Raw genomic sequence first — 17,847 nt, forward strand, 5'->3', positions numbered from 1 at the left:
CACGCTGTCGGTGTGGCCACCCACACACTTGTAGCACCTGGAGGACCATGGAATGGAATACCGGCTCACCTGCATCAACAATTCGGACATGCACGGCAACTTTGTGCTGTATCAACGCCCCGAACGCAGCGAAGGGTCGGCACATATCCGCAGCCTTGCTTGGCAATCGCGCGCCACCGCGCCCGGAACCCGGGTGACCTTCTGCTGGCAGACCAGCACCGCCTTCATCTGGGGCGAACATGGAGAATATGGCGGGAGCCCGCGTTTCATCACATCGCAGGAGATTGAAGCCGATATCGACCGCGACAATCTCGTCGATCTGCGCGCAGGTCCGTTTGGTGCGCCGGCTTTCAGCAACCTGCGGGCGACGCCTTCCTCGGACGGTCTGACGATCCGTCAGCTTAATGCGCGATTTGATTACCCGATCTTTCACGGGATCGCCCGCGACAGCGCCCCATTATTGATCGCTCCGTTCCACATGAACGTCAGCACGACCTTTGTGGTCGACCCCGTCACCTACTGGGTCCATTTCAACGACTGCAGGGCCGGCGAGCTGCTTGACCAGGCCCAACTGGATGGGAGCCAACGTCTCGAGTTTACGGCGTCGCGGCCAGCCCAAACCGTCAGCATGGGAACAGACAACATCATCCGGCCGGTCGCCGAGGCGTCCTGGATACGGTCGCGACCCGGCAACTGACCTGCACGCTCTACGCAGCAACAGACTGCGTCATGGAACTCCGGCCTGGGCGGAGCCGGCACAGCCTCGCGGGCGACCCTTCAACCTCACATGGAGATAAGACCATGAACACGCACATCTACATGCTTCAGACGATGAGACGCCTGTTGGCCGTGACAGGATTGATGATGGCCCTGCTGTTTGCAGCAGGCCCAGCAGCGGCAGAATACATCTACCGCGGGCTGCTCATTGACGGACAGGGAGCGCTTGATCTGAGAACCAACCGCTTCCAGTTCAATCCGGCCTTGTCGTTCAACAAGGACCTCAATCAGATCGCCGCGGCACCTTCGAACTTTCGCTGCGCGCTTCGCATGAACACGACAGCGCCCATCCCGAACGTCGGCGATAGCTCGCCGCTCGCGGGCTTCGCAATCTTCACCGCAACTTTCGATCAGAACCCGCCTCTCCTTCCGATCGGGCACGTCAGTGTTCAGCCAAGCCCAGGGGTCCCTGTCGCCAATCCCGCGCAGGAATTCGCCAATGATCTGCGCGCGGAGGCGATCGACAACCCCGAGAGGTTCAACGATCGTTATATCGTCGGCGTTCCCGGACGCGACAGCGACGATGATTGCCGCGATCGCCCCAAATCCTTCAACTCCTTCAACTGATGCCGCAAGGCCGAGCGCTCCTGCCATCCGGCAGGGGCGCTTCAACTGTGAGCCCCCTCCTCCCGCGAAGCTGCGGCAGAATGAAGAGCATCTGCGACCCGACGCTTGAAATCGGAATAAGAACCATAGCTATCTTGGAGGACGTTTCCGCGCCGGTTGCACGTTTGAGTTCGAAGGATCCCGCCATGCATGAAGACATGCCCTCCGTCACCCTCCCCTCCGGCGCCGAAATTCCGGTGCTTGGCATCGGCACCTGGAAGATGGGCGAACATCCTGGCCAGCGCCGGGCGGAAATCGCGGCGCTGAGGGCCGCGATCGACCACGGCATGAGGCTGATCGATACGGCGGAAATGTATGGCGACGGCGCCTCCGAGGAGGTGGTCGGCGAGGCAATCGCCGGGCGGCGCAATGACGTGGTCCTGGTCAGCAAGGTCTATCCGTGGAATGCCAGCCGCCAAGGCACGATCAAGGCCTGCGAGGCGAGTCTGACGCGGCTCGGCACCGATCATCTCGATCTTTATCTCCTGCACTGGCGCGGCGAACATCCGCTGGAAGACACGGTTGCCGCCATGGAGAGCCTGAAGAAGGCCGGTAAGATCGGTGCCTGGGGCGTCTCCAACTTCGATGTCGATGACATGGAGGAACTGTTGGCGGTGCCGGGCGGCGAAAACTGCGCCGCCAACCAGGTGCTGTTCAACCTGTCGCGCCGCGGCATCGAGTTCGACCTGCTGCCCTGGTGCCAGGATCGCGGCATCGCCGTCATGGCCTATTCTCCGATCGAACAGGGAAGGCTTCTGCAGCATCCAGACCTCATCCGCATCGCCAAGGCCTACCAGGCAACGCCCGCCCAGCTGGCACTGGCCTTCGTGCTGGAACGCGACGGTGTCGTAGCGATCCCGAAGACCTCGAGCGTGGCACGCGTCGAGGAAAACCGTGGCGCCGTTGATCTCGACATCAGCGATGAGGACTGGGCCGTCCTCGACGCCGCCTTCCCGCCGCCGACACGCAAGCAGCCGCTTGAGATGCTGTGAGAACGGGAGGCTCGCCCGCCTCTATCGCCGCGATCTGCACCATCACTTCACCTGAAATCACAGGTTGAATTTAGGTAGAGATGTGGAATGATGACGGCAAGAGCAACGCAATAAAGCCGCAGACGCTACCAACGGAGCGGCTCGTGGGCGGGAGCAAGTTGATGCCGACCTATTCCCTAACGTTCCAAAATGATGACAAACTGAGTCACAGCTGGGCGATATTCCAGAAAAATCCGGCACTCTACCCACCAAACCATCCCTTCTCTCTGGCTTGGGTCGTAGGCCCCGGGCAAACCGGTGCAGGCAGCAGTTCAGCCTGGAACGCGGACTATCGTTTCAATCCAACGGAAACGACGGTGCTGAAACCGGCAACCCAACCGTTTTCCAGCGTGGCGCCGAACAACACGGCTGTCGGCATCGGAATGGCCGGCTCCGGCACCTTCGTCACGGAGGCGCAGCCAAACATGACTGCCCCCTTCATCCCGTATCCCACCTACTGGATGATCTTTGGCAACTTTGAGACCGGTGAGGTGATGGACGTCCAGGTCGTCGACGACAAGACGCCCTGAGATCGTTGGCAGGATCGCGCAATAGACCCGTTCCGGACAGATAAGGTTGGCAAGGGCGAACGATCAATCGACCATCCGCCCTCCCAAACAATCACATGCCCTGCGGGCCGCGGTTCATCGCGGCAATGCCGGTGCGGCAGACCTCGATCAGCCCGAGCGGCTGCATGACGGCGACGAACTGGTCGATCTTCGACGACTTGCCGGTGATCTCGAAGATGAAATGCGACACCGTCGCATCCACCACCTTGGCATGGAAGGCATCGGCCAGACGCAGCGTCTCGGCGCGGCCTTCGCCGGAACCGGCAACCTTCACCAATGCCACTTCACGCTCGATCGGCCGTTCCTGGCCGAGCTGGCTGGCGCGCACCGTCAGATCCACAACCCGGTGAACAGGGACGATGCGGTCGAGCTGCGCTTTGATCTGTTCGAGAACGGTCGGGGTTCCGGTCGTCACGATGGTGATGCGCGACAGATGGGCCTCATGCTCGGTTTCCGACACGGTCAGGCTCTCGATATTATAACCACGGCCGGAAAACAGGCCGATGACGCGGGCCAGCACGCCCGGCTCGTTGGTCACCAGAACCGAGAGCGTGTGCCGTTCCTGGCGCGCGGTTTCCGGCGAGATGAAATAGGCCGAGCCGGTGGGTTGAAGCTGTGCATTCATGGGTCTGTCCATTTCCTCTAACGTTCTTGTTCAGCGAGCCAGCTCGACGCTGACGGAATTGAGATGTGTGTTGGCGAACCGCACCAGATCACGGTCAAACGTGATGAAGGTGTCACCCGTGTTCATGAGGTAGAGATGCATGGCGTCGGCGAAATCCATGCCTTTCGAAAATGCGTCAATGGCCTTCAGCACGTTTTCCCTCTCGACGAGAACGACGTCCTGCGTGCTCGCCAAGTGACGAAACAGCACAACCATCTGCTCACGCGCAAACTGAAAACGGCTTCGAAGCACCCATGCCGTTTCGAGAAGGACAGTCGGCACGACCACGATACGGTAGTCCGCAGCAAGCCTTGCGGCGGTCGCCCACTGCTCGCTGTCGTCCCGCACCAGCAGGCGCACAAGAATGTTCGTATCAACCGTTCTTGTCGTCATCCCACTGGCGCTCCAGCCTCTGCCAATCCTCAATAACGACCTGATCGATGGCATGACGAAATGCCTCAGGCGACAGATCGAGCGGCGGCCCATCATATTTGGGGATGGACGCCAGAAATTCCGCCATCGTCAGCGTCTGCCCACCAAAAGGGGCCGGCAAGTCTGTCTCGAGCGGACGCAAGGTGATCGTCTCGCCACCGTCGATCACTTCGAACTCGCTGCCCGGTCTCAAGCCGTGCGCATCGCGCATCGATTTCGGGATCACCACCGCGCCGTCCTCGCTCATTCTTGCTCTGGCCATGGCACCGACCTCCATCGGAAAAGGGACAGGATCAGTCTAGCCTGTCCCCCACCGTCGATCAAACGAGCTGCCGCCCCTTGGCGTCGATCGCCGACGCGACAACCTCGTCGGTCGCCTCGTCGGGCAGCAGCATCTCGTTGTGAGCCTTGCCCGACGGGATCATTGGGAAGCAGTTGGCGAGGTTGGCAACCCGGCAATCGAAGATCACCGGGCGCTTGACCGCGATCATCTCGGCAATCTTGTCGTCCAGTTCCTTCGGATCGTCGCAATACATGCCGACCGCACCATAGGCCTCCGCCAGCTTGACGAAATCCGGCATGGCCTCCGTATAGGAATTCGACAGGCGGTTGCCGTGCAGCAGCTGCTGCCACTGGCGCACCATCCCCATGTACTGGTTGTTGAGGATGAAGATTTTGACCGGCAGACCGTACTGGATGGCGCAGGACATTTCCTGGATGCACATCTGGATCGAGGCGTCGCCGGCAATGTCGATGACAAGCGCTTCGGGATGCGCGACCTGTACGCCGATCGCCGCCGGCAAGCCATAGCCCATGGTGCCGAGGCCGCCGGAGGTCAGCCAGCGGTTCGGCGCCTCGAAGCCGAAGAACTGTGCTGCCCACATCTGGTGTTGGCCGACTTCCGTCGTCACATAGGTCTCGCGCCCCTTGGAGGCCTCGTAGAGCCGCTGGATCGCATATTGCGGCATGATGACATCGTTGGAGTTCTTGTAGGCGAACGACTTGCGTGCCCGCCAGCGATCGACCTGCTGGTGCCATTCGGCGGTCTGCGCCGCCTCCGGCTTCTTCGGCAGCGCCCGCCACAGGCGAACCATATCTTCGAGCACCCGGCCGACATCACCGACGATCGGGATATCGACGCGGACATTCTTGTTGATCGAGGAGGGATCGATATCGATATGGATCTTGCGCGAATTCGGCGAGAATGCGTTGAGGCGGCCGGTGATGCGGTCATCGAAACGCGCGCCGATGCAGACCATGACGTCGCAATCATGCATCGCCATGTTCGCCTCGTAGGAGCCGTGCATTCCGAGCATGCCGAGCCAGTTCTTGCCCGAGGCCGGATAGGCGCCGAGCCCCATCAGCGTCGAGGTGATCGGGAAATCGGTGAGTTCCACCAGTTCCCGCAGCAGCTTCGTGGCTTCCGGCCCGGAATTGATGACGCCGCCGCCGGTATAGAGGATCGGGCGACGCGCCGAGGCCATCAGTTCGATCGCGGCACGAACCGCGTTGAGATCGCCCTCGACCTTCGGCTTGTAGCTCTTCTGCGCAACGTGATCCGCCTTCGGCGTATAGGTGCCGGTAGCGAACTGGATGTCCTTCGGGATATCAACGACGACTGGACCCGGACGGCCAGACTGGGCGATGCGGAAGGCTTCGTGGATGGTGGCAGCCAGCTCGTTGACGTCCTTGACCAGCCAGTTGTGCTTGGTGCAGGGGCGGGTAATGCCGACGGTATCGCATTCCTGGAAGGCATCCGAACCGATCAGCGAGGTCGGCACCTGGCCGGTCAGGCAGACGAGCGGGATCGAATCCATCAGCGCATCCTGCAGCGGGGTGACCGCATTCGTCGCCCCTGGGCCCGAGGTCACCAGCATGACGCCGACCTTGCCGGTGGAGCGGGCATAACCTTCGGCCGCATGGCCGGCGCCCTGCTCGTGACGGACGAGAATGTGCTGGATGTCATCCTGCTGGAAGATCTCGTCATAGATCGGCAGCACGGCGCCGCCCGGATAACCGAAGATATGCTCGACCCCGTTATCCTTCAGGGCTTTCAGGACGATCTCCGCCCCAGTCATCCGATTGTCTGTACCCGTCATGTCAAAAAGTCCGTCTGCTCTGATTGTCACGAGGCCGTAGCCAGATTGAAGGCATAAAAAAAGGCCCCTTGAGGAGCCTTCGGTTTGCGCATGGGTGGCTATCGCCGGACGGTTACACCGTCCTGCCCATGCGCCTTCCCACCACGATAAGTGCGTTCGATACGATCATGGCGGGAACTGTTAGCCATAAAATTACGAAACGTCAATGCAACTGCGCAACAAAACGTCAGCCGCTGCTGTAACTTTCGGCATGCATACGGGTAACCGCTGTCGCAAAACCGAACTTCATGAGCGGGGCTCGGAAAGAAGTTGTTAAGTCGCAGCCTCTATGGTCCCGCTGTTATCGACAAAAATCGGTTTCGCCAGAGTGCCTTAGTTCCAGCCCGATGACAGGGGCGACGTTTGCGTAATCACGAGTTGCACCACTCCATATCTGCCGGCGAGCAGGATCGGCGTGATAGCATGCACCCGCGAAACCGGCTGCTGGGCCGCGTGGTCGCTTGCGGCGGCGCAAGGGCAACCATAGCCGCCGTTGCCGAAAGCGGCACCACCGATCTCACCGAACTCTGGTCCGTCGGGCGGCTGATTTCGATCAGCGTCGGTCACAACCGCGTGGTCGCCCTCACCTGCTCGATGTCGACCGGCTCGCAGGAATGGTCGGAAGGCCGCGACAACGAATTCCGTATCGAGGTGGAACTGCTCGGCGAGGTGCATGTCGGCCCGGATGGGCGCGAGGAATTTTCACGGGGCATTTCGAGTTATCCCTATCTCGGCGCCATCGCCCACCGGATCCGCTCGGCCGACCTCATGCGCATCTACGATACGGGCAAGGCCGATACCTGTGTCATCGGCAAGCTGACCCAGGATGATTCGATCGACGCAACGATCCACATCCCGTCCATGCTGTCGAAACACTTTGCCATTGTCGGCTCCACCGGCGTCGGCAAATCCACCGCCGTCTCGCTTCTGCTGCACAAGGCGATCGAGTCCGATCCGAAGCTGCGTGTCCTGATCCTCGACCCGCACAACGAATTTGCCGCCGCCTTCCCGGACAAGGCCGTCGTGATCGACACCGACACGCTCGACCTGCCCTTCTGGCTGATGCGGCTCGAAGAGTTTGCCGAAGTTCTGTTTCGCGGTCGCACGCCGGTGGCCGAAGAACTCGACATCCTGCGTGACGTGATCCCGGAGGCCAAACGCGCCTTTCGCGGCAACGATAACCCCCTGATGCGGCGCACCAGCGAGAAGAGTTCTGTCACCGCCGATACGCCGGTTCCCTATCGTATCGCCGACCTCCTGGCGCTGATCGACGAACGGATCGGTCGCCTGGAAGGTCGCTCCGAAAAACCGGCGCTGCGTTCGCTCAAAGTGCGCATCACCTCGGCGATCAACGATCCGCGCTATCATTTCATGTTCTCCAACAACACGATCAATGACACGATCATGGAGACGATCGCGCACATCTTCCGCATTCCGGGTGGAGATCGCCCGATCTCGACCTTCCAGCTGGCCGGCATTCCGTCCGAAGTGGTGAATTCGGTCGCCTCCATCCTCTGCCGCATGTCGTTCGAGCTGGCGCTGTGGAGCGAGGGCGCGATCCACATGCTGGTGGTGTGTGAGGAAGCGCACCGTTATGTGCCGGCAGACCGCGAGCTGGGTTTCTTCCCCACCCGGCAGGCCATCGCCCGTATCGCCAAGGAAGGCCGCAAATACGGCGTCTCGCTTGGTGTCATCACGCAGCGCCCCGGCGAACTCGATCAGACCATCCTGTCGCAGTGCTCTACCGTCTTTGCCATGCGTCTGGCCAATGACAGCGACCAGGAGATCATTCGCTCCGCCATTCCGAATTCTTCGCTGTCGACGATCAGTTTCCTGTCGTCGATCGGCAATGGCGAGGCCATCGCCTTTGGTGAAGCGATCAGCGTGCCGATGCGCATGAAGTTTTCGCGTGTCGAGGCGAACATGTTGCCGAAAGCGAACGGGGTATCGGACAAGGGCAGCGAAATCACACCGGACAATGTCGACCTGCGCACCGTAATTGCCCGTATGCGGGCCGTGTCAGGACCGGATATCACGGCCTTCCAGAAAAGCGTGTCGGGCAGCGACGTAGGTCCACGCCTGGCGCCGGATGCACCGGCGGGCAACGCCGAATTCGAACGCTGGCGGCGCGAACTGACCGGCGAGACCGAACGGCACCCCGTGGAAACAGCAGCAGAAGCGCCGCTGGAGCCCTACCGACCCGACATGCTGCCGGGCGCACGCCCGGATCTGTACCAGGCGCCACCGGACAACAGCCGCATCATCCGCCGCGACCCGCTTCCTTCGGCAGGCAGCGCATATGACGATGCCAGCGCCGCCCGTGGGCTCTCCTTGCGGCGGGAGGGATCCTTGCGCGACAGTCTTTTCAAGAAGCCGTTGAGCAGCCTCTACGACAAGGACTGAGACGTTTCGCGTAGCCAGGCTGCCGCTGATCCTGCCGGCCGATGCGCAGGCGCGGTTCGGCAGATCAGGACGGCTCCCCGGTCCCGACCGCAGCAAGCGGATCGTGGCGCCGCCAGCTCTCGTCCATCTGGTTGCGGAACCAGGTCATCTGACGTTTGGCATATTGACGGGTCAGGGCTGATCCGCGCTCGATGACGGCCGCAGGCGTCATCTCGCCACGCAGAAGCGCGGAAATTTCAGCAACACCGATCGCCTTCATCACCGGCATGTCCGGCGAGGGCGACAGCGCCTGAAGCGCCCTCACCTCGTCGATCGCGCCCGTTTCCAGCATGATCTCGAAACGGCGATCGATCCGCCGGTGGAGAAGCGCGCGATCCGGCAGCACCACGATCTTTTCAGCCCGATCCGGATCGACCAGTATCGGGCCCCGCCGTTCCTGATAGGTCACGATCGACTGGCCGGTTGCCTCGACGACCTCCAGCGCACGCACGATCCGCTGCCCGTCGCTCTGCTGCAGCCGACCGGCGGAAACCGGGTCACGGACGGCCAGCTCCCGGTGGAGTGGAGCCGGCCCCTCCTCGATCAGCCGTTGCCGCAGCCGCTCGCGGAGCTCGTCCGGGATAGTCGGCATGTCGGACAAGCCGCCGGTGAGCGCCTTGAAATAAAGCCCCGTGCCGCCAACGAAGACCGGCAGACGGCCCTCCTCGCGCAGCGTGGCGAGCAATGTCTCCACATCACGCAGCCAGTCGCCGGTGGAATAGGCCGTGGTGGCCGGCACATGGCCATAGAGCCGGTGCGGGATGCCTGCCATCTCGGTCTCCGAGGGACGCGCCGTCAGCACCCTCAGCGTATCGTAGACCTGCATGCTGTCGGCGTTCACGACCACGCCGCCATGCCGATCGGCAAGTTCCAGCGCAAGCGCCGACTTGCCGCTCGCCGTCGGCCCGGTTATCAGGATGGCCTCGCAATGTGTCCGAAGGTTTTTCATCATGGCTCTGGTTGCCACGCTCATCGCCCATCCGTCAAATCCCGTTCTCGATGGAAAGCTGGGAGAACAGGCGGCCGAAGCCGCAAAGGCTGCCGGCCTCTATTGGCTGGCGGATGGCATTGCCTGCGATATCGCGCTTCCCGACGGTACCGATGCGAAGGCTGCGGAGGACAATCTGCGCGCGGTGATCGCAAGCCTGCCGATCGATCTCGTGGTGCAGGATGCGGAAACCCGGCGCAAGAAACTTCTGATCGCCGACATGGATTCCACCATGATCGGCCAGGAATGTATTGATGAACTGGCCGACGTCGTCGGCCTGAAGGAAAAGGTCTCGGCCATCACGGCACGCGCCATGAACGGCGAGATCGCCTTCGAACCGGCGCTGCGCGAACGCGTGGCGCTGCTGAAGGGTCTGCCGATCACCGTCGTCGACGAGGTGATCGCAAAACGCATCACGCTGACCTCCGGCGGTCCGGCACTGATCGCCACGATGCGCGCCAAGGGGTTCCATACAGCCCTCGTCTCCGGCGGCTTCACGGTCTTTACCAGCCGCATCGCCGAGATGCTGGCCTTCCACGAGAACCGCGCCAACATCCTGATCGAGAAGGACGGCATCCTGACCGGCGAGGTGGCCGAACCGATCCTTGGCAAACAGGCCAAGGTCGATGCGCTGGAGGAGATTTCCGCAAGCCTCGGCATCACACCGGACGAGGCGATGGCGGTCGGCGATGGCGCCAATGATCTCGGCATGATCGGACTTGCCGGTTCGGGTGTCGCCCTGCATGCCAAACCGACGGTGGCAGCCCAGGCCAAGATGCGCATCGACCATGGCGACCTGACCGCGCTTCTCTATATCCAGGGTTATCGCAAGACGGACTTCGTGACACCGTGACCGAACAGCCGGAACCGCGCATCATCCTGGAAACGGACCGGCTGCGGTTGCGCAGTTGGACGGAAGCCGACCGCAACCTGTTTCGCGAGATCAATGCCGATCCCAAGGTGATGGAGTTCTTTCCGTTCCGGCGCACCTATGCGGAGGCGGATCTTTTGTTCGACCGGGTGAACGCCATGATCCGCGAGGACGGACTTGGCTTTTATGCGGTGGAGGTGAAGGAACTCGGCGAAGCAGTCGGCTTCTGCGGCCTGGCGCCGGCCAACATGCCGGCGATCTTTCCGGCCGAGACGATCGAGATCGGCTGGCGGCTGGCTACACGGTTCTGGGGCCATGGTTATATCACGGAAGCGGCAAGCGCGCTGCTCACCTATGCCTTCGAGGACCTGCAACTGAAGGCCGTCGTCTCCTTCGCGGTCGAGACCAATCATCGCTCGATCGCGGTGATGAAGCGGATCGGCATGTTCGCCTGCCCGGACATGGATTTCGACAGCCCCAAGGTGCCGGAAACCCACCCGCACCTGAAACGCCATGTGACCTACGCCATGGTCAACCCGAAGGCTGCCGGACAACAAGTCTGAACGGACCTGCCGCCGGATGAGGACAGGCGGTTATTCCAGCGGCAACGCAACGAAACGCAGCTCGCCCGCCGGGTTTGCCACCATGATATGCGCGTTGCGGCGCCCCTCGCCCTTCAGCTCCTCGAAACGGGCAATCACGTCGCCGGGGGTTTCCATGAAGTCCTGGCCGATCTCGACGATCACCTCGCCAGCCTTCAGACCCTTTTCCGCAGCCGGCGAGCCGGGAGCAACCGAGGTGATCACCACACCCTCGACGCTGTCGGCAATGCCGAGGCTCTTGTGTTTTTCGTCGCTCAGCATCTCGACCTTCATGCCGAAGGCTTCCGCCGGCGCTTCGGCCCTGGCCTGATCCTGATCGGTGGGCTCCTTCTGCTCGTCGCCCTGGGCCAGCGCCGGATCCTCGCCTTCTGCTGCCGCATCAGCACTGTCTTCAAGGCGACCGAGCGTAACCTTGACCGTCTGCTCCTTGCCGTCACGCAGGATCACCACATCGACTTCCTTGCCGACCGGGCTTTCGGCCACCGCAAGCGGCAGATCGCGCATTTCCTTCACCGGCTTGCCGTCGAACGTCAGGATCACGTCGCCGGACTTGATGACGCCATTGTCGACCGGACCGCCCTTGATGACACCCGAGACGAGCGCGCCACGCGCCGTCGTCATGCCGAGGCTGGCGGAAATATCCTCCGTCACCGGCTGGATCCGGACGCCCAGCCAGCCGCGGCGGGTTTCACCGAACTCGATCAGCTGCTGCACGATGTTCTGCGCAAGCTCAGTCGGCACCGCAAAACCGATGCCGATCGACCCGCCGCTCGGCGAGATGATCGCGGTGTTGATGCCGATGACCTCGCCCTTCATGTTGAACAGAGGACCGCCGGAATTGCCCTTGTTGATCGCCGCATCGGTCTGGATGAAGTTGTCGTAGGGGCCGGCATTGATGTTGCGGCCTCTGGCCGAGATGATCCCGACCGTCACCGAACCGCCAAGCCCGAAGGGATTGCCGATCGCCATGACCCAGTCGCCGATGCGCATGGTCTTCGAATCACCGAAGCGGACCGCCTTCAGCGGCGCCTTCGGCTCGACCTTCAACACCGAAAGGTCGGTCTTGGTATCGGTGCCGACCAGCTTCGCCTTCAGCTTGTTGCCGTTCGGGAAGATGACCTCGATGTCATCGGCGCCTTCGATCACGTGGTTGTTGGTCACCACATAACCGGAGGGATCGATGACGAAACCAGAGCCCAGCGAGTTGACCTTGCGGTTGCCCTGCTGGTTGTTGTCGCCGTCGAAGAAGTCGTCGAAGAACTCCTGGAAGGGCGAACCTTCCGGCACGACGGGCTTTGGCCCGCTGCCATTCGACTTGACACTTTGCGAGGTCGAAATGTTGACGACCGCATCCAGCAGCCCTTCCGCCAGATCGGCGACGGAGGCAGGCCCCGACGACATCGAGGCCGGCGGCGCCGGTTGCGCGGTCTGAGAGAAGGCGGGAGCGGCAGTGCTTCCGAGCAGCGTCAGCGCCATCACGGTTGCCAGGGAGTGTCGATACGACAATCGAAGGGAGTTCACCATCAGGCATCCTCGGTTGAAAAGACGGCAGCTTTGGACAAGCATAAGGCGGAATGAAGACGGTGGAAATTACCTTTTCGTGAGACCCCCAGAAGATCGCAATGGCGGGACCATCCGGGCCCAATGCAGAAGGGCGGCTTTCGCCGCCCTTCGTCCTGTTTGTGCCTTGATCAGGGCTGCGTCGCCTGGGGCGCCGTCCCCGGAGCGGTCGGAGCCGCGGGCGGCTGGGCAGCCGGCGCATTCGAACCCGCACTTTCGTTGAAATACCGGAAGAACTGCGAATCAGGGCTCAGGACCATGGTCGTTCCCGTGTTCGACAGCGCGCCGACATAGGCCCGCATCGAGCGATAGAACTCGAAGAAGCCCGGATCGCGCGAGAAGGCTTCGCCGAAGATGCGGTTACGCTCGGCATCGCCCTCGCCTCGCAGGATTTCCGAATCGCGCTGGGCTTCGGAGACGCGCTCGACCACCTGACGATCGGCGATCGCCCGGCGACGCTGGCCCTGCTCGTTACCGCGGGCGCGGATCAGTTCGGCTTCCGCCAGACGTTCCGCCTTCATGCGCTGGTAGGTCTGCTGCGAGACCTCCCGCGTGAGATCGGTCCGGCGGATGCGCACATCGCGCACGGACAGGCCAAGCGATTCGGCTGCGGCCTGCAGATCGTTGCGGACCTCCTGCATCATCGAGGAACGCTCATCGGAGAGCGCCGCGCTGAAATCGCGCAGACCGTAGACCCGGCGAAGCGCCGCATCGAGACGGGTACGCAGACGTGCCTCTGCCGAATCACGGTCACCCGATACCGTCGACCGGAACCGGCGGGCATCGGTGATCGAATAGACGACGAAGGCATCGACTTCATAGAAGGCACCGCCACGCACCTGGACGCGGATATTGTCGAGGTCGAGGCGCAGGGCCCGGTCTTCGACATACTGGACGCTGTCGGCATCCATGAAGGCGAAGGGCAGCTTGAAGTAGAGGCCCGGTTCGGTCTTGACGTCCTGGATCTGGCCGAAGCGGAGCACGATCGCCTGCTGCTTTTCGTTGACCACGAAGATCGACGAATAAACGAGAAAAAGGACGATGCCGAGGCCGATCAGGAGAGCGGGGAGACGGTTCGAGTTCATGGATTGCCTCCCCGGTTCGTTGCCGCGCCGGGCTGCGCATTGTTTTGGCGCAGCATCTCGTTGAGCGGCAGGTAGGGCACGACCCCCTGCTTGTCATCGAGGATGATCTTGTTGGAGTTCTTCAGGACCTGCTCCATGGTTTCCAGGAAGATACGCTCACGCGTGACATCCGGCGCCGTCTTGTAGGCATCGTAGATCGAGATGAAGCGCTGCGCCTCACCGGTCGCCTCGTTGACGACGCGATCCTTGTAGGCGGACGCCTCTTCGCGAACCTGAGCCGCCTGACCGCGTGCCTGACCAAGCTTCTGGTTGGCATACTGGTTGGCTTCTTCGACGAAACGGTCTTCGTCCTGCTCGGCGCGCTGCACTTCTTCGAAGGCATCGGCCACTTCGCGCGGCGGTGCCGCATCCTCGATCGGAACGGCGTTGATCGCTACCCCCGCACCATAGGTGTCCATGGTGCCCTGGATGATGTCGCGCACCTGCGTGGAAATCCCCTCACGGTTGTCGCGGAAGACATCCTGCGCCGGACGCCGGCCGACCACTTCGCGCATCGCGCTTTCGGCGACCTGCTGCAGCGTGGCGTTCGGCGTTTCCAGGTTGAACAGATAGGCACGCGGATCGGTCACGGTGAAGAGCAGCGAGAACTGCACATTCACGATGTTCTGGTCACCCGACAGCATCAGGCCTTCGCTGGAATTGGCATTGCCACGCGCGCCGATATTGATCTGCTGTTCGGTGACCTTGACGATCTCGACCGTCTCGAAGGGCCAGAAATGGAAGTGCAGGCCAGGGCCGGCAATCTCGTCCTTCGGCTTGCCGAAGCGCAGTTCGACACCACGTTCATCCGGCTGGACCGTATAGATCGACTGAAAGACGAAAAACGCGGCGATCACGACCAGAATGATGGCAAAGATGCCACCATTGAAGCCGCCGGGCACCACACCGCGCAGCCGGTCCTGGCTGCGGCGAATGATGTCCTCGAGATCCGGCGGCCCTCCGTTGCCACCACCGCCATTGCCGCCACCGCCACCGCGCGGGCGGTTCGGCCCCTGGCCCCATGGCCCCTGATTATTGCCGCCGCCCCCCCAGGGGCCGCCGCCATTCTGATTGCTCCAGGGCATCAAAACCTCTTTGTTCGAGTCACTCCCACCCCTCGACGCGCCGCGTCACAATTGCGGCAATCGGGTCATGCCCCGTTATAGGTATGAGAGGTGCGCCTTTCAACGCGCGATGGCGTCACTTCCCGGTGTTGGGTAACGAAATGTTTCAGTTTGCCGCAGTCCGCCGCCGATAACAGGCAAAACGGGTGGGAAAACTGTCCTTTTCCCCGGCCGGTACGGAGACTTCCTCAACCTTTTCGAAGATCGCGGGGTCGATCGCAGGAAACAGGGTATCACCATCCTCGATCACCGTCTCGACATGGGTGATGTAGAGCGCGTCCGCCCTGCCGATCGCCTGCGCATAGATTTCGCCGCCGCCGATCACGCAGATTTCCGACGCCCCCGTGTCGGAAGCGATCTGCCGCGCAATCAGCAGCGCCTCGTCGAGTGACGCCGCCATGCGGCACCCCTCAACCACGCGGGCGGGATCGCCTGTCACCACCACATGCGGACGCCCGGGAAGCGGCTTTCCGCCAAAACTTTGCAGCGTCTTGCGCCCGACGATGACCGGCTTGCCGAGCGTCATCTGCTTGAAGCGCTTGAGATCGGTCGACAGCTTCCACGGCATGTCGCCCTCGCGGCCGATGACATTGTTTTCCGACACCGCGGAAATCAGCACGACGGGAACGGCCGCAGCACTCATACCGCCACCGGTGCCTTGATATGCGGGTCCGCCTCGTAACCGACGAGCGAGAAATCCTCGAAGGCAAAACCAAAGATATCCTTGACCGCCGGATTGATCTCCATCACCGGCAGCGTTTTCGGCGTGCGCGTGAGAAGCAGTTCGGCCTGCTCGAAATGGTTCGAATAGATATGCGCGTCGCCGAGTGTGTGGACGAAGTCGCCGGGCTTCAGGCCCGTCACCTGCGCCACCATCATCGTCAGGAGCGCGTAGGAGGCGATGTTGAAGGGCACGCCAAGAAAGATGTCGGCCGAGCGCTGGTAGAGCTGGCAGGAGAGTTTTCCGTCCGAGACGTAGAACTGGAACAGGCAGTGGCAGGGCGGCAGCGCCATGTCGTCCACCTGCGCCGGGTTCCAGGCCGACACGATGTGGCGACGGGAATTCGGATTGGTCTTGAGGCCCTCGATCAGGTTGGCGATCTGGTCGACATGGCCGCCATCGGGCTTCGGCCACGAGCGCCACTGGTACCCGTAGACGGGCCCGAGTTCACCCGTTTCATCGGCCCATTCGTCCCAGATGGAAACGCCGTTTTCCTTGAGGTAAGCGATGTTCGTCTCACCCTTCAGGAACCACAGAAGCTCATGGATGATCGAGCGCAGGTGCAATTTCTTCGTGGTCAGAACCGGAAAGCCCTCGGCAAGATCGAAACGCATCTGATAACCGAAGACGGAGCGCGTGCCGGTGCCGGTCCGGTCACCACGGTCCGAGCCGGTCTCCATCACGTGGCGAAGAAGATCATGATATTGTTTCATTGGGTCCTGCCGATTCTTGTCGCGGCGCAATTATAGGCGCGTGTGGCCCGAAACGACAGCCTTTCCCATCCCCCGTCCCCATGCAATGAATGCCCCTCGGTTGAGGCGGGGCCTATCCCCGACAGATAAGGTAATGCCATGTCCCATCGTTTCACCCAGGTCGATGTCTTCTCGGCCAGCCCCACGCGCGGCAACGCGCTTGCCGTTGTGCATGATGCGGATGACCTGACGGACGACGACATGGCCGCCTTTGCCCGCTGGACCAACCTCAGCGAAACGACCTTCCTGCTGAAACCGACGGTGCCGGATGCGGACTACCGGCTGCGCATCTTCACGCCGCTGCAGGAACTGCCCTTTGCCGGCCATCCGACGCTCGGCTCCTGCCATGCCTGGCTCCGCGCTGGCGGCAAGGCGTCCGGCGACCGCGTGGTGCAGCAATGTGCCGCCGGCCTCATCGAGGTACGTCGGGAGGACGACCGGCTGGCCTTCAAGGCGCCGCCGCTCGTGCGATCCGGCGCGGTCGAACCGGAGATTTTTGCAAAAGCCCTGGACGGAACCGGACTGACGCCGGAAACGGTGGTCGATGCAGCATGGGTCGACAATGGTCCGGGCTGGATGGGGCTCCTGCTGCGATCGAGCCTCGACGTGCTCGCAATCAAGCCGGATTTCCCACGTCTGAAAGGGATGCGCGTCGGCGTCATCGGACCGGTCGAAACGGGTGACGGGACAGACTGCGACTTCGAAGTGCGTGCCTTCACCGCCGCCGGTTTCGAGGATGCCGCAACCGGCAGTCTGAATGCCGGCCTTGCCGTCTGGCTGACCGGGAACGGTCACGCGCCGAACCGCTATGTGGCCGCGCAGGGAACGATGATCGGTCGCAAGGCCCGCCTGCATGTCACCCGTGACGGCGGCGAGATCTGGCTCGGTGGTCACTGCCATACCGTGATTTCGGGCAAGGCAGAGTTCGAAACGGGCACCACCGCTCCTTGAATGACTGCGCAAGACCGCAGCCTGGAGTGTCCCGCCCAACAATGACAACGAGTTCGATGCTTGCCCCTTTTCATCGGCCTGCGAAAGACTTATATCACTCGTGCCGGGGCTTGCTCCGGCTATGGCAATAAACGGTCGGTGTAATAAACCTATTGGACCCGGGGGCGGTACCCGGCGCCTCCACCAAAAACCGGTCGGTCTTCCTGCACAGGGTCAGACCGGCTTTTGATGGGGGCGAAATAGGATCGACAAGGGCGTAAAGATCGAACTTTTGCTCGGCATGATACCGCCGTTATCGGGTCACAAGTGTAGTTGCAAACGACAACAACGCTAAGGAATACGCTCTCGCTGCCTAATGGCGGTGCGGGAATTCCGCTCTAAGTCCTCTTGGTTAGCCCCTTGAGGCGGGGTCCGAAGGCACCTGGCAACAGAAGCCTTCACCTTCTCCCTTCATCGGTTTTTGGTTATGATGGCCCGATAAGCTGTCAAGGTCTT

The 17,847-nt window shown here is 61.9% G+C and carries 18 protein-coding genes and 1 other RNA gene; 9 read left to right on the forward strand and 10 right to left on the reverse strand.

Features of this window, described 5'->3' with window-relative positions; translation table 11 throughout:
- The first annotated feature begins 52 nt into the window (after nt 1-52).
- The 4 genes from OU993_RS27520 to OU993_RS27535 all read left to right on the forward strand — a co-directional run bounded on the left by OU993_RS27520 (nt 53) and on the right by OU993_RS27535 (nt 2,944).
- Nucleotides 53-697 (forward strand): hypothetical protein, encoded by a 645-nt coding sequence (locus OU993_RS27520; RefSeq protein ID WP_268162301.1) that lies wholly within the window; start codon nt 53-55, stop codon nt 695-697.
- 104 nt (nt 698-801) lie between these two features.
- On the forward strand, nt 802-1,344 hold the full coding sequence (locus OU993_RS27525; RefSeq protein WP_268162302.1) for a hypothetical protein: 543 nt from the start codon (nt 802-804) through the stop codon (nt 1,342-1,344).
- A 185-nt stretch (nt 1,345-1,529) separates the two neighbouring features.
- Nucleotides 1,530-2,375: an aldo/keto reductase gene (locus tag OU993_RS27530; protein WP_268162303.1), complete on the forward strand. Its 846-nt coding sequence runs from the start codon at nt 1,530-1,532 to the stop codon at nt 2,373-2,375.
- A 161-nt stretch (nt 2,376-2,536) separates the two neighbouring features.
- Nucleotides 2,537-2,944, forward strand: coding sequence for a hypothetical protein (locus tag OU993_RS27535; protein WP_268162304.1), 408 nt, complete (start codon nt 2,537-2,539; stop codon nt 2,942-2,944).
- A 91-nt stretch (nt 2,945-3,035) separates the two neighbouring features.
- Here the strand turns inward: OU993_RS27535 and ilvN are convergent, their stop codons facing one another.
- From ilvN to OU993_RS27555, 4 genes are read right to left on the reverse strand one after another with little or no spacing between them, the layout of a single operon-like run.
- Nucleotides 3,036-3,608 (reverse strand): acetolactate synthase small subunit, encoded by a 573-nt coding sequence (gene ilvN / locus OU993_RS27540; RefSeq protein WP_268162305.1) that lies wholly within the window; start codon nt 3,606-3,608, stop codon nt 3,036-3,038.
- A 30-nt stretch (nt 3,609-3,638) separates the two neighbouring features.
- Nucleotides 3,639-4,040 carry a type II toxin-antitoxin system VapC family toxin gene (locus OU993_RS27545; RefSeq protein WP_268162306.1) on the reverse strand — a complete coding sequence of 134 codons (402 nt, stop codon included), beginning with the start codon at nt 4,038-4,040 and terminating at the stop codon, nt 3,639-3,641.
- On the reverse strand, nt 4,021-4,341 hold the full coding sequence (locus OU993_RS27550) for an AbrB/MazE/SpoVT family DNA-binding domain-containing protein (RefSeq protein WP_268162307.1): 321 nt from the start codon (nt 4,339-4,341) through the stop codon (nt 4,021-4,023). Before OU993_RS27550 ends, OU993_RS27545 begins: the two co-directional genes overlap by 20 nt.
- A 58-nt stretch (nt 4,342-4,399) precedes the next feature.
- A complete protein-coding gene (locus OU993_RS27555; RefSeq protein WP_268162308.1) occupies nt 4,400-6,178 on the reverse strand; it encodes an acetolactate synthase 3 large subunit in 1,779 nt (592 codons plus the stop codon).
- Between the two features lie 462 nt (nt 6,179-6,640).
- Here OU993_RS27555 and OU993_RS27560 point away from each other — a divergent pair, with 462 nt between their 5' ends.
- Nucleotides 6,641-8,620, forward strand: a complete 1,980-nt coding sequence (locus OU993_RS27560; protein WP_442793050.1) for an ATP-binding protein — start codon at nt 6,641-6,643, stop codon at nt 8,618-8,620.
- A gap of 64 nt (nt 8,621-8,684) precedes the next feature.
- On the opposite strand, the gene miaA is transcribed toward OU993_RS27560, so the two are convergent.
- Entirely contained in the window at nt 8,685-9,611 is a 927-nt protein-coding gene (miaA, locus tag OU993_RS27565; RefSeq protein WP_268162310.1) for a tRNA (adenosine(37)-N6)-dimethylallyltransferase MiaA, read from the reverse strand.
- Here miaA and serB point away from each other — a divergent pair.
- Nucleotides 9,610-10,500 (forward strand): phosphoserine phosphatase SerB, encoded by an 891-nt coding sequence (gene serB, locus OU993_RS27570; RefSeq protein ID WP_268162311.1) that lies wholly within the window; start codon nt 9,610-9,612, stop codon nt 10,498-10,500. The two genes, miaA and serB, sit on opposite strands and share 2 nt — an antisense overlap.
- Nucleotides 10,497-11,081, forward strand: a complete 585-nt coding sequence (locus OU993_RS27575; RefSeq protein WP_268162312.1) for a GNAT family N-acetyltransferase — start codon at nt 10,497-10,499, stop codon at nt 11,079-11,081. The genes serB and OU993_RS27575 overlap by 4 nt, the downstream gene beginning before the upstream one ends.
- A 30-nt stretch (nt 11,082-11,111) precedes the next feature.
- Here OU993_RS27575 and OU993_RS27580 read toward each other — a convergent pair whose 3' ends face one another.
- From OU993_RS27580 to OU993_RS27600, 5 genes are all read right to left on the reverse strand, one after another.
- Complete coding sequence (locus tag OU993_RS27580; RefSeq protein ID WP_268162313.1) at nt 11,112-12,644, reverse strand: DegQ family serine endoprotease; 1,533 nt, start codon at nt 12,642-12,644, stop codon at nt 11,112-11,114.
- 167 nt (nt 12,645-12,811) lie between these two features.
- The gene (locus tag OU993_RS27585; protein WP_268162314.1) at nt 12,812-13,765 is read right to left on the reverse strand and encodes an SPFH domain-containing protein; all 954 of its coding nucleotides are present in this window, start codon (nt 13,763-13,765) and stop codon (nt 12,812-12,814) included.
- Nucleotides 13,762-14,889 (reverse strand): FtsH protease activity modulator HflK, encoded by a 1,128-nt coding sequence (gene hflK, locus OU993_RS27590; RefSeq protein ID WP_268162315.1) that lies wholly within the window; start codon nt 14,887-14,889, stop codon nt 13,762-13,764. Before hflK ends, OU993_RS27585 begins: the two co-directional genes overlap by 4 nt.
- Nucleotides 14,890-15,034: 145 nt before the next feature.
- Complete coding sequence (locus OU993_RS27595; protein WP_268162316.1) at nt 15,035-15,571, reverse strand: dihydrofolate reductase; 537 nt, start codon at nt 15,569-15,571, stop codon at nt 15,035-15,037.
- The gene (locus tag OU993_RS27600) at nt 15,568-16,362 is read right to left on the reverse strand and encodes a thymidylate synthase (RefSeq protein ID WP_268162318.1); all 795 of its coding nucleotides are present in this window, start codon (nt 16,360-16,362) and stop codon (nt 15,568-15,570) included. The genes OU993_RS27595 and OU993_RS27600 overlap by 4 nt, the downstream gene beginning before the upstream one ends.
- Nucleotides 16,363-16,500: 138 nt before the next feature.
- On the opposite strand from OU993_RS27600, the gene OU993_RS27605 reads away from it, so the two are divergent.
- Entirely contained in the window at nt 16,501-17,352 is an 852-nt protein-coding gene (locus OU993_RS27605; protein WP_268162321.1) for a PhzF family phenazine biosynthesis protein, read from the forward strand.
- A 63-nt stretch (nt 17,353-17,415) separates the two neighbouring features.
- Nucleotides 17,416-17,794: a transfer-messenger RNA gene (gene ssrA, locus OU993_RS27610) on the forward strand.
- Nucleotides 17,795-17,847: the final 53 nt, after the last annotated feature.

This window comes from Rhizobium sp. SL86 (assembly GCF_026672545.1).
GTDB lineage: Bacteria > Pseudomonadota > Alphaproteobacteria > Rhizobiales > Rhizobiaceae > Neorhizobium.

Bases quoted from the DNA above. Each gene is read 5' to 3' on its own strand.
- OU993_RS27520 (WP_268162301.1), top strand. From the start codon at position 53: ATGGAATACCGGCTCACCTGCATCAACAATTCGGACATGCACGGCAAC.
- OU993_RS27525 (WP_268162302.1), top strand. From the start codon at position 802: ATGAACACGCACATCTACATGCTTCAGACGATGAGACGCCTGTTGGCC.
- OU993_RS27530 (WP_268162303.1), top strand. From the start codon at position 1,530: ATGCATGAAGACATGCCCTCCGTCACCCTCCCCTCCGGCGCCGAAATT.
- OU993_RS27535 (WP_268162304.1), top strand. From the start codon at position 2,537: ATGCCGACCTATTCCCTAACGTTCCAAAATGATGACAAACTGAGTCAC.
- ilvN (WP_268162305.1), bottom strand. From the start codon at position 3,608: ATGAATGCACAGCTTCAACCCACCGGCTCGGCCTATTTCATCTCGCCG.
- OU993_RS27545 (WP_268162306.1), bottom strand. From the start codon at position 4,040: ATGACGACAAGAACGGTTGATACGAACATTCTTGTGCGCCTGCTGGTG.
- OU993_RS27550 (WP_268162307.1), bottom strand. From the start codon at position 4,341: ATGGCCAGAGCAAGAATGAGCGAGGACGGCGCGGTGGTGATCCCGAAA.
- OU993_RS27555 (WP_268162308.1), bottom strand. From the start codon at position 6,178: ATGACGGGTACAGACAATCGGATGACTGGGGCGGAGATCGTCCTGAAA.
- OU993_RS27560 (WP_442793050.1), top strand. From the start codon at position 6,641: ATGCACCCGCGAAACCGGCTGCTGGGCCGCGTGGTCGCTTGCGGCGGC.
- serB (WP_268162311.1), top strand. From the start codon at position 9,610: ATGGCTCTGGTTGCCACGCTCATCGCCCATCCGTCAAATCCCGTTCTC.
- miaA (WP_268162310.1), bottom strand. From the start codon at position 9,611: ATGATGAAAAACCTTCGGACACATTGCGAGGCCATCCTGATAACCGGG.
- OU993_RS27580 (WP_268162313.1), bottom strand. From the start codon at position 12,644: ATGGTGAACTCCCTTCGATTGTCGTATCGACACTCCCTGGCAACCGTG.
- OU993_RS27585 (WP_268162314.1), bottom strand. From the start codon at position 13,765: ATGAACTCGAACCGTCTCCCCGCTCTCCTGATCGGCCTCGGCATCGTC.
- hflK (WP_268162315.1), bottom strand. From the start codon at position 14,889: ATGCCCTGGAGCAATCAGAATGGCGGCGGCCCCTGGGGGGGCGGCGGC.
- OU993_RS27595 (WP_268162316.1), bottom strand. From the start codon at position 15,571: ATGAGTGCTGCGGCCGTTCCCGTCGTGCTGATTTCCGCGGTGTCGGAA.
- OU993_RS27600 (WP_268162318.1), bottom strand. From the start codon at position 16,362: ATGAAACAATATCATGATCTTCTTCGCCACGTGATGGAGACCGGCTCG.
- OU993_RS27605 (WP_268162321.1), top strand. From the start codon at position 16,501: ATGTCCCATCGTTTCACCCAGGTCGATGTCTTCTCGGCCAGCCCCACG.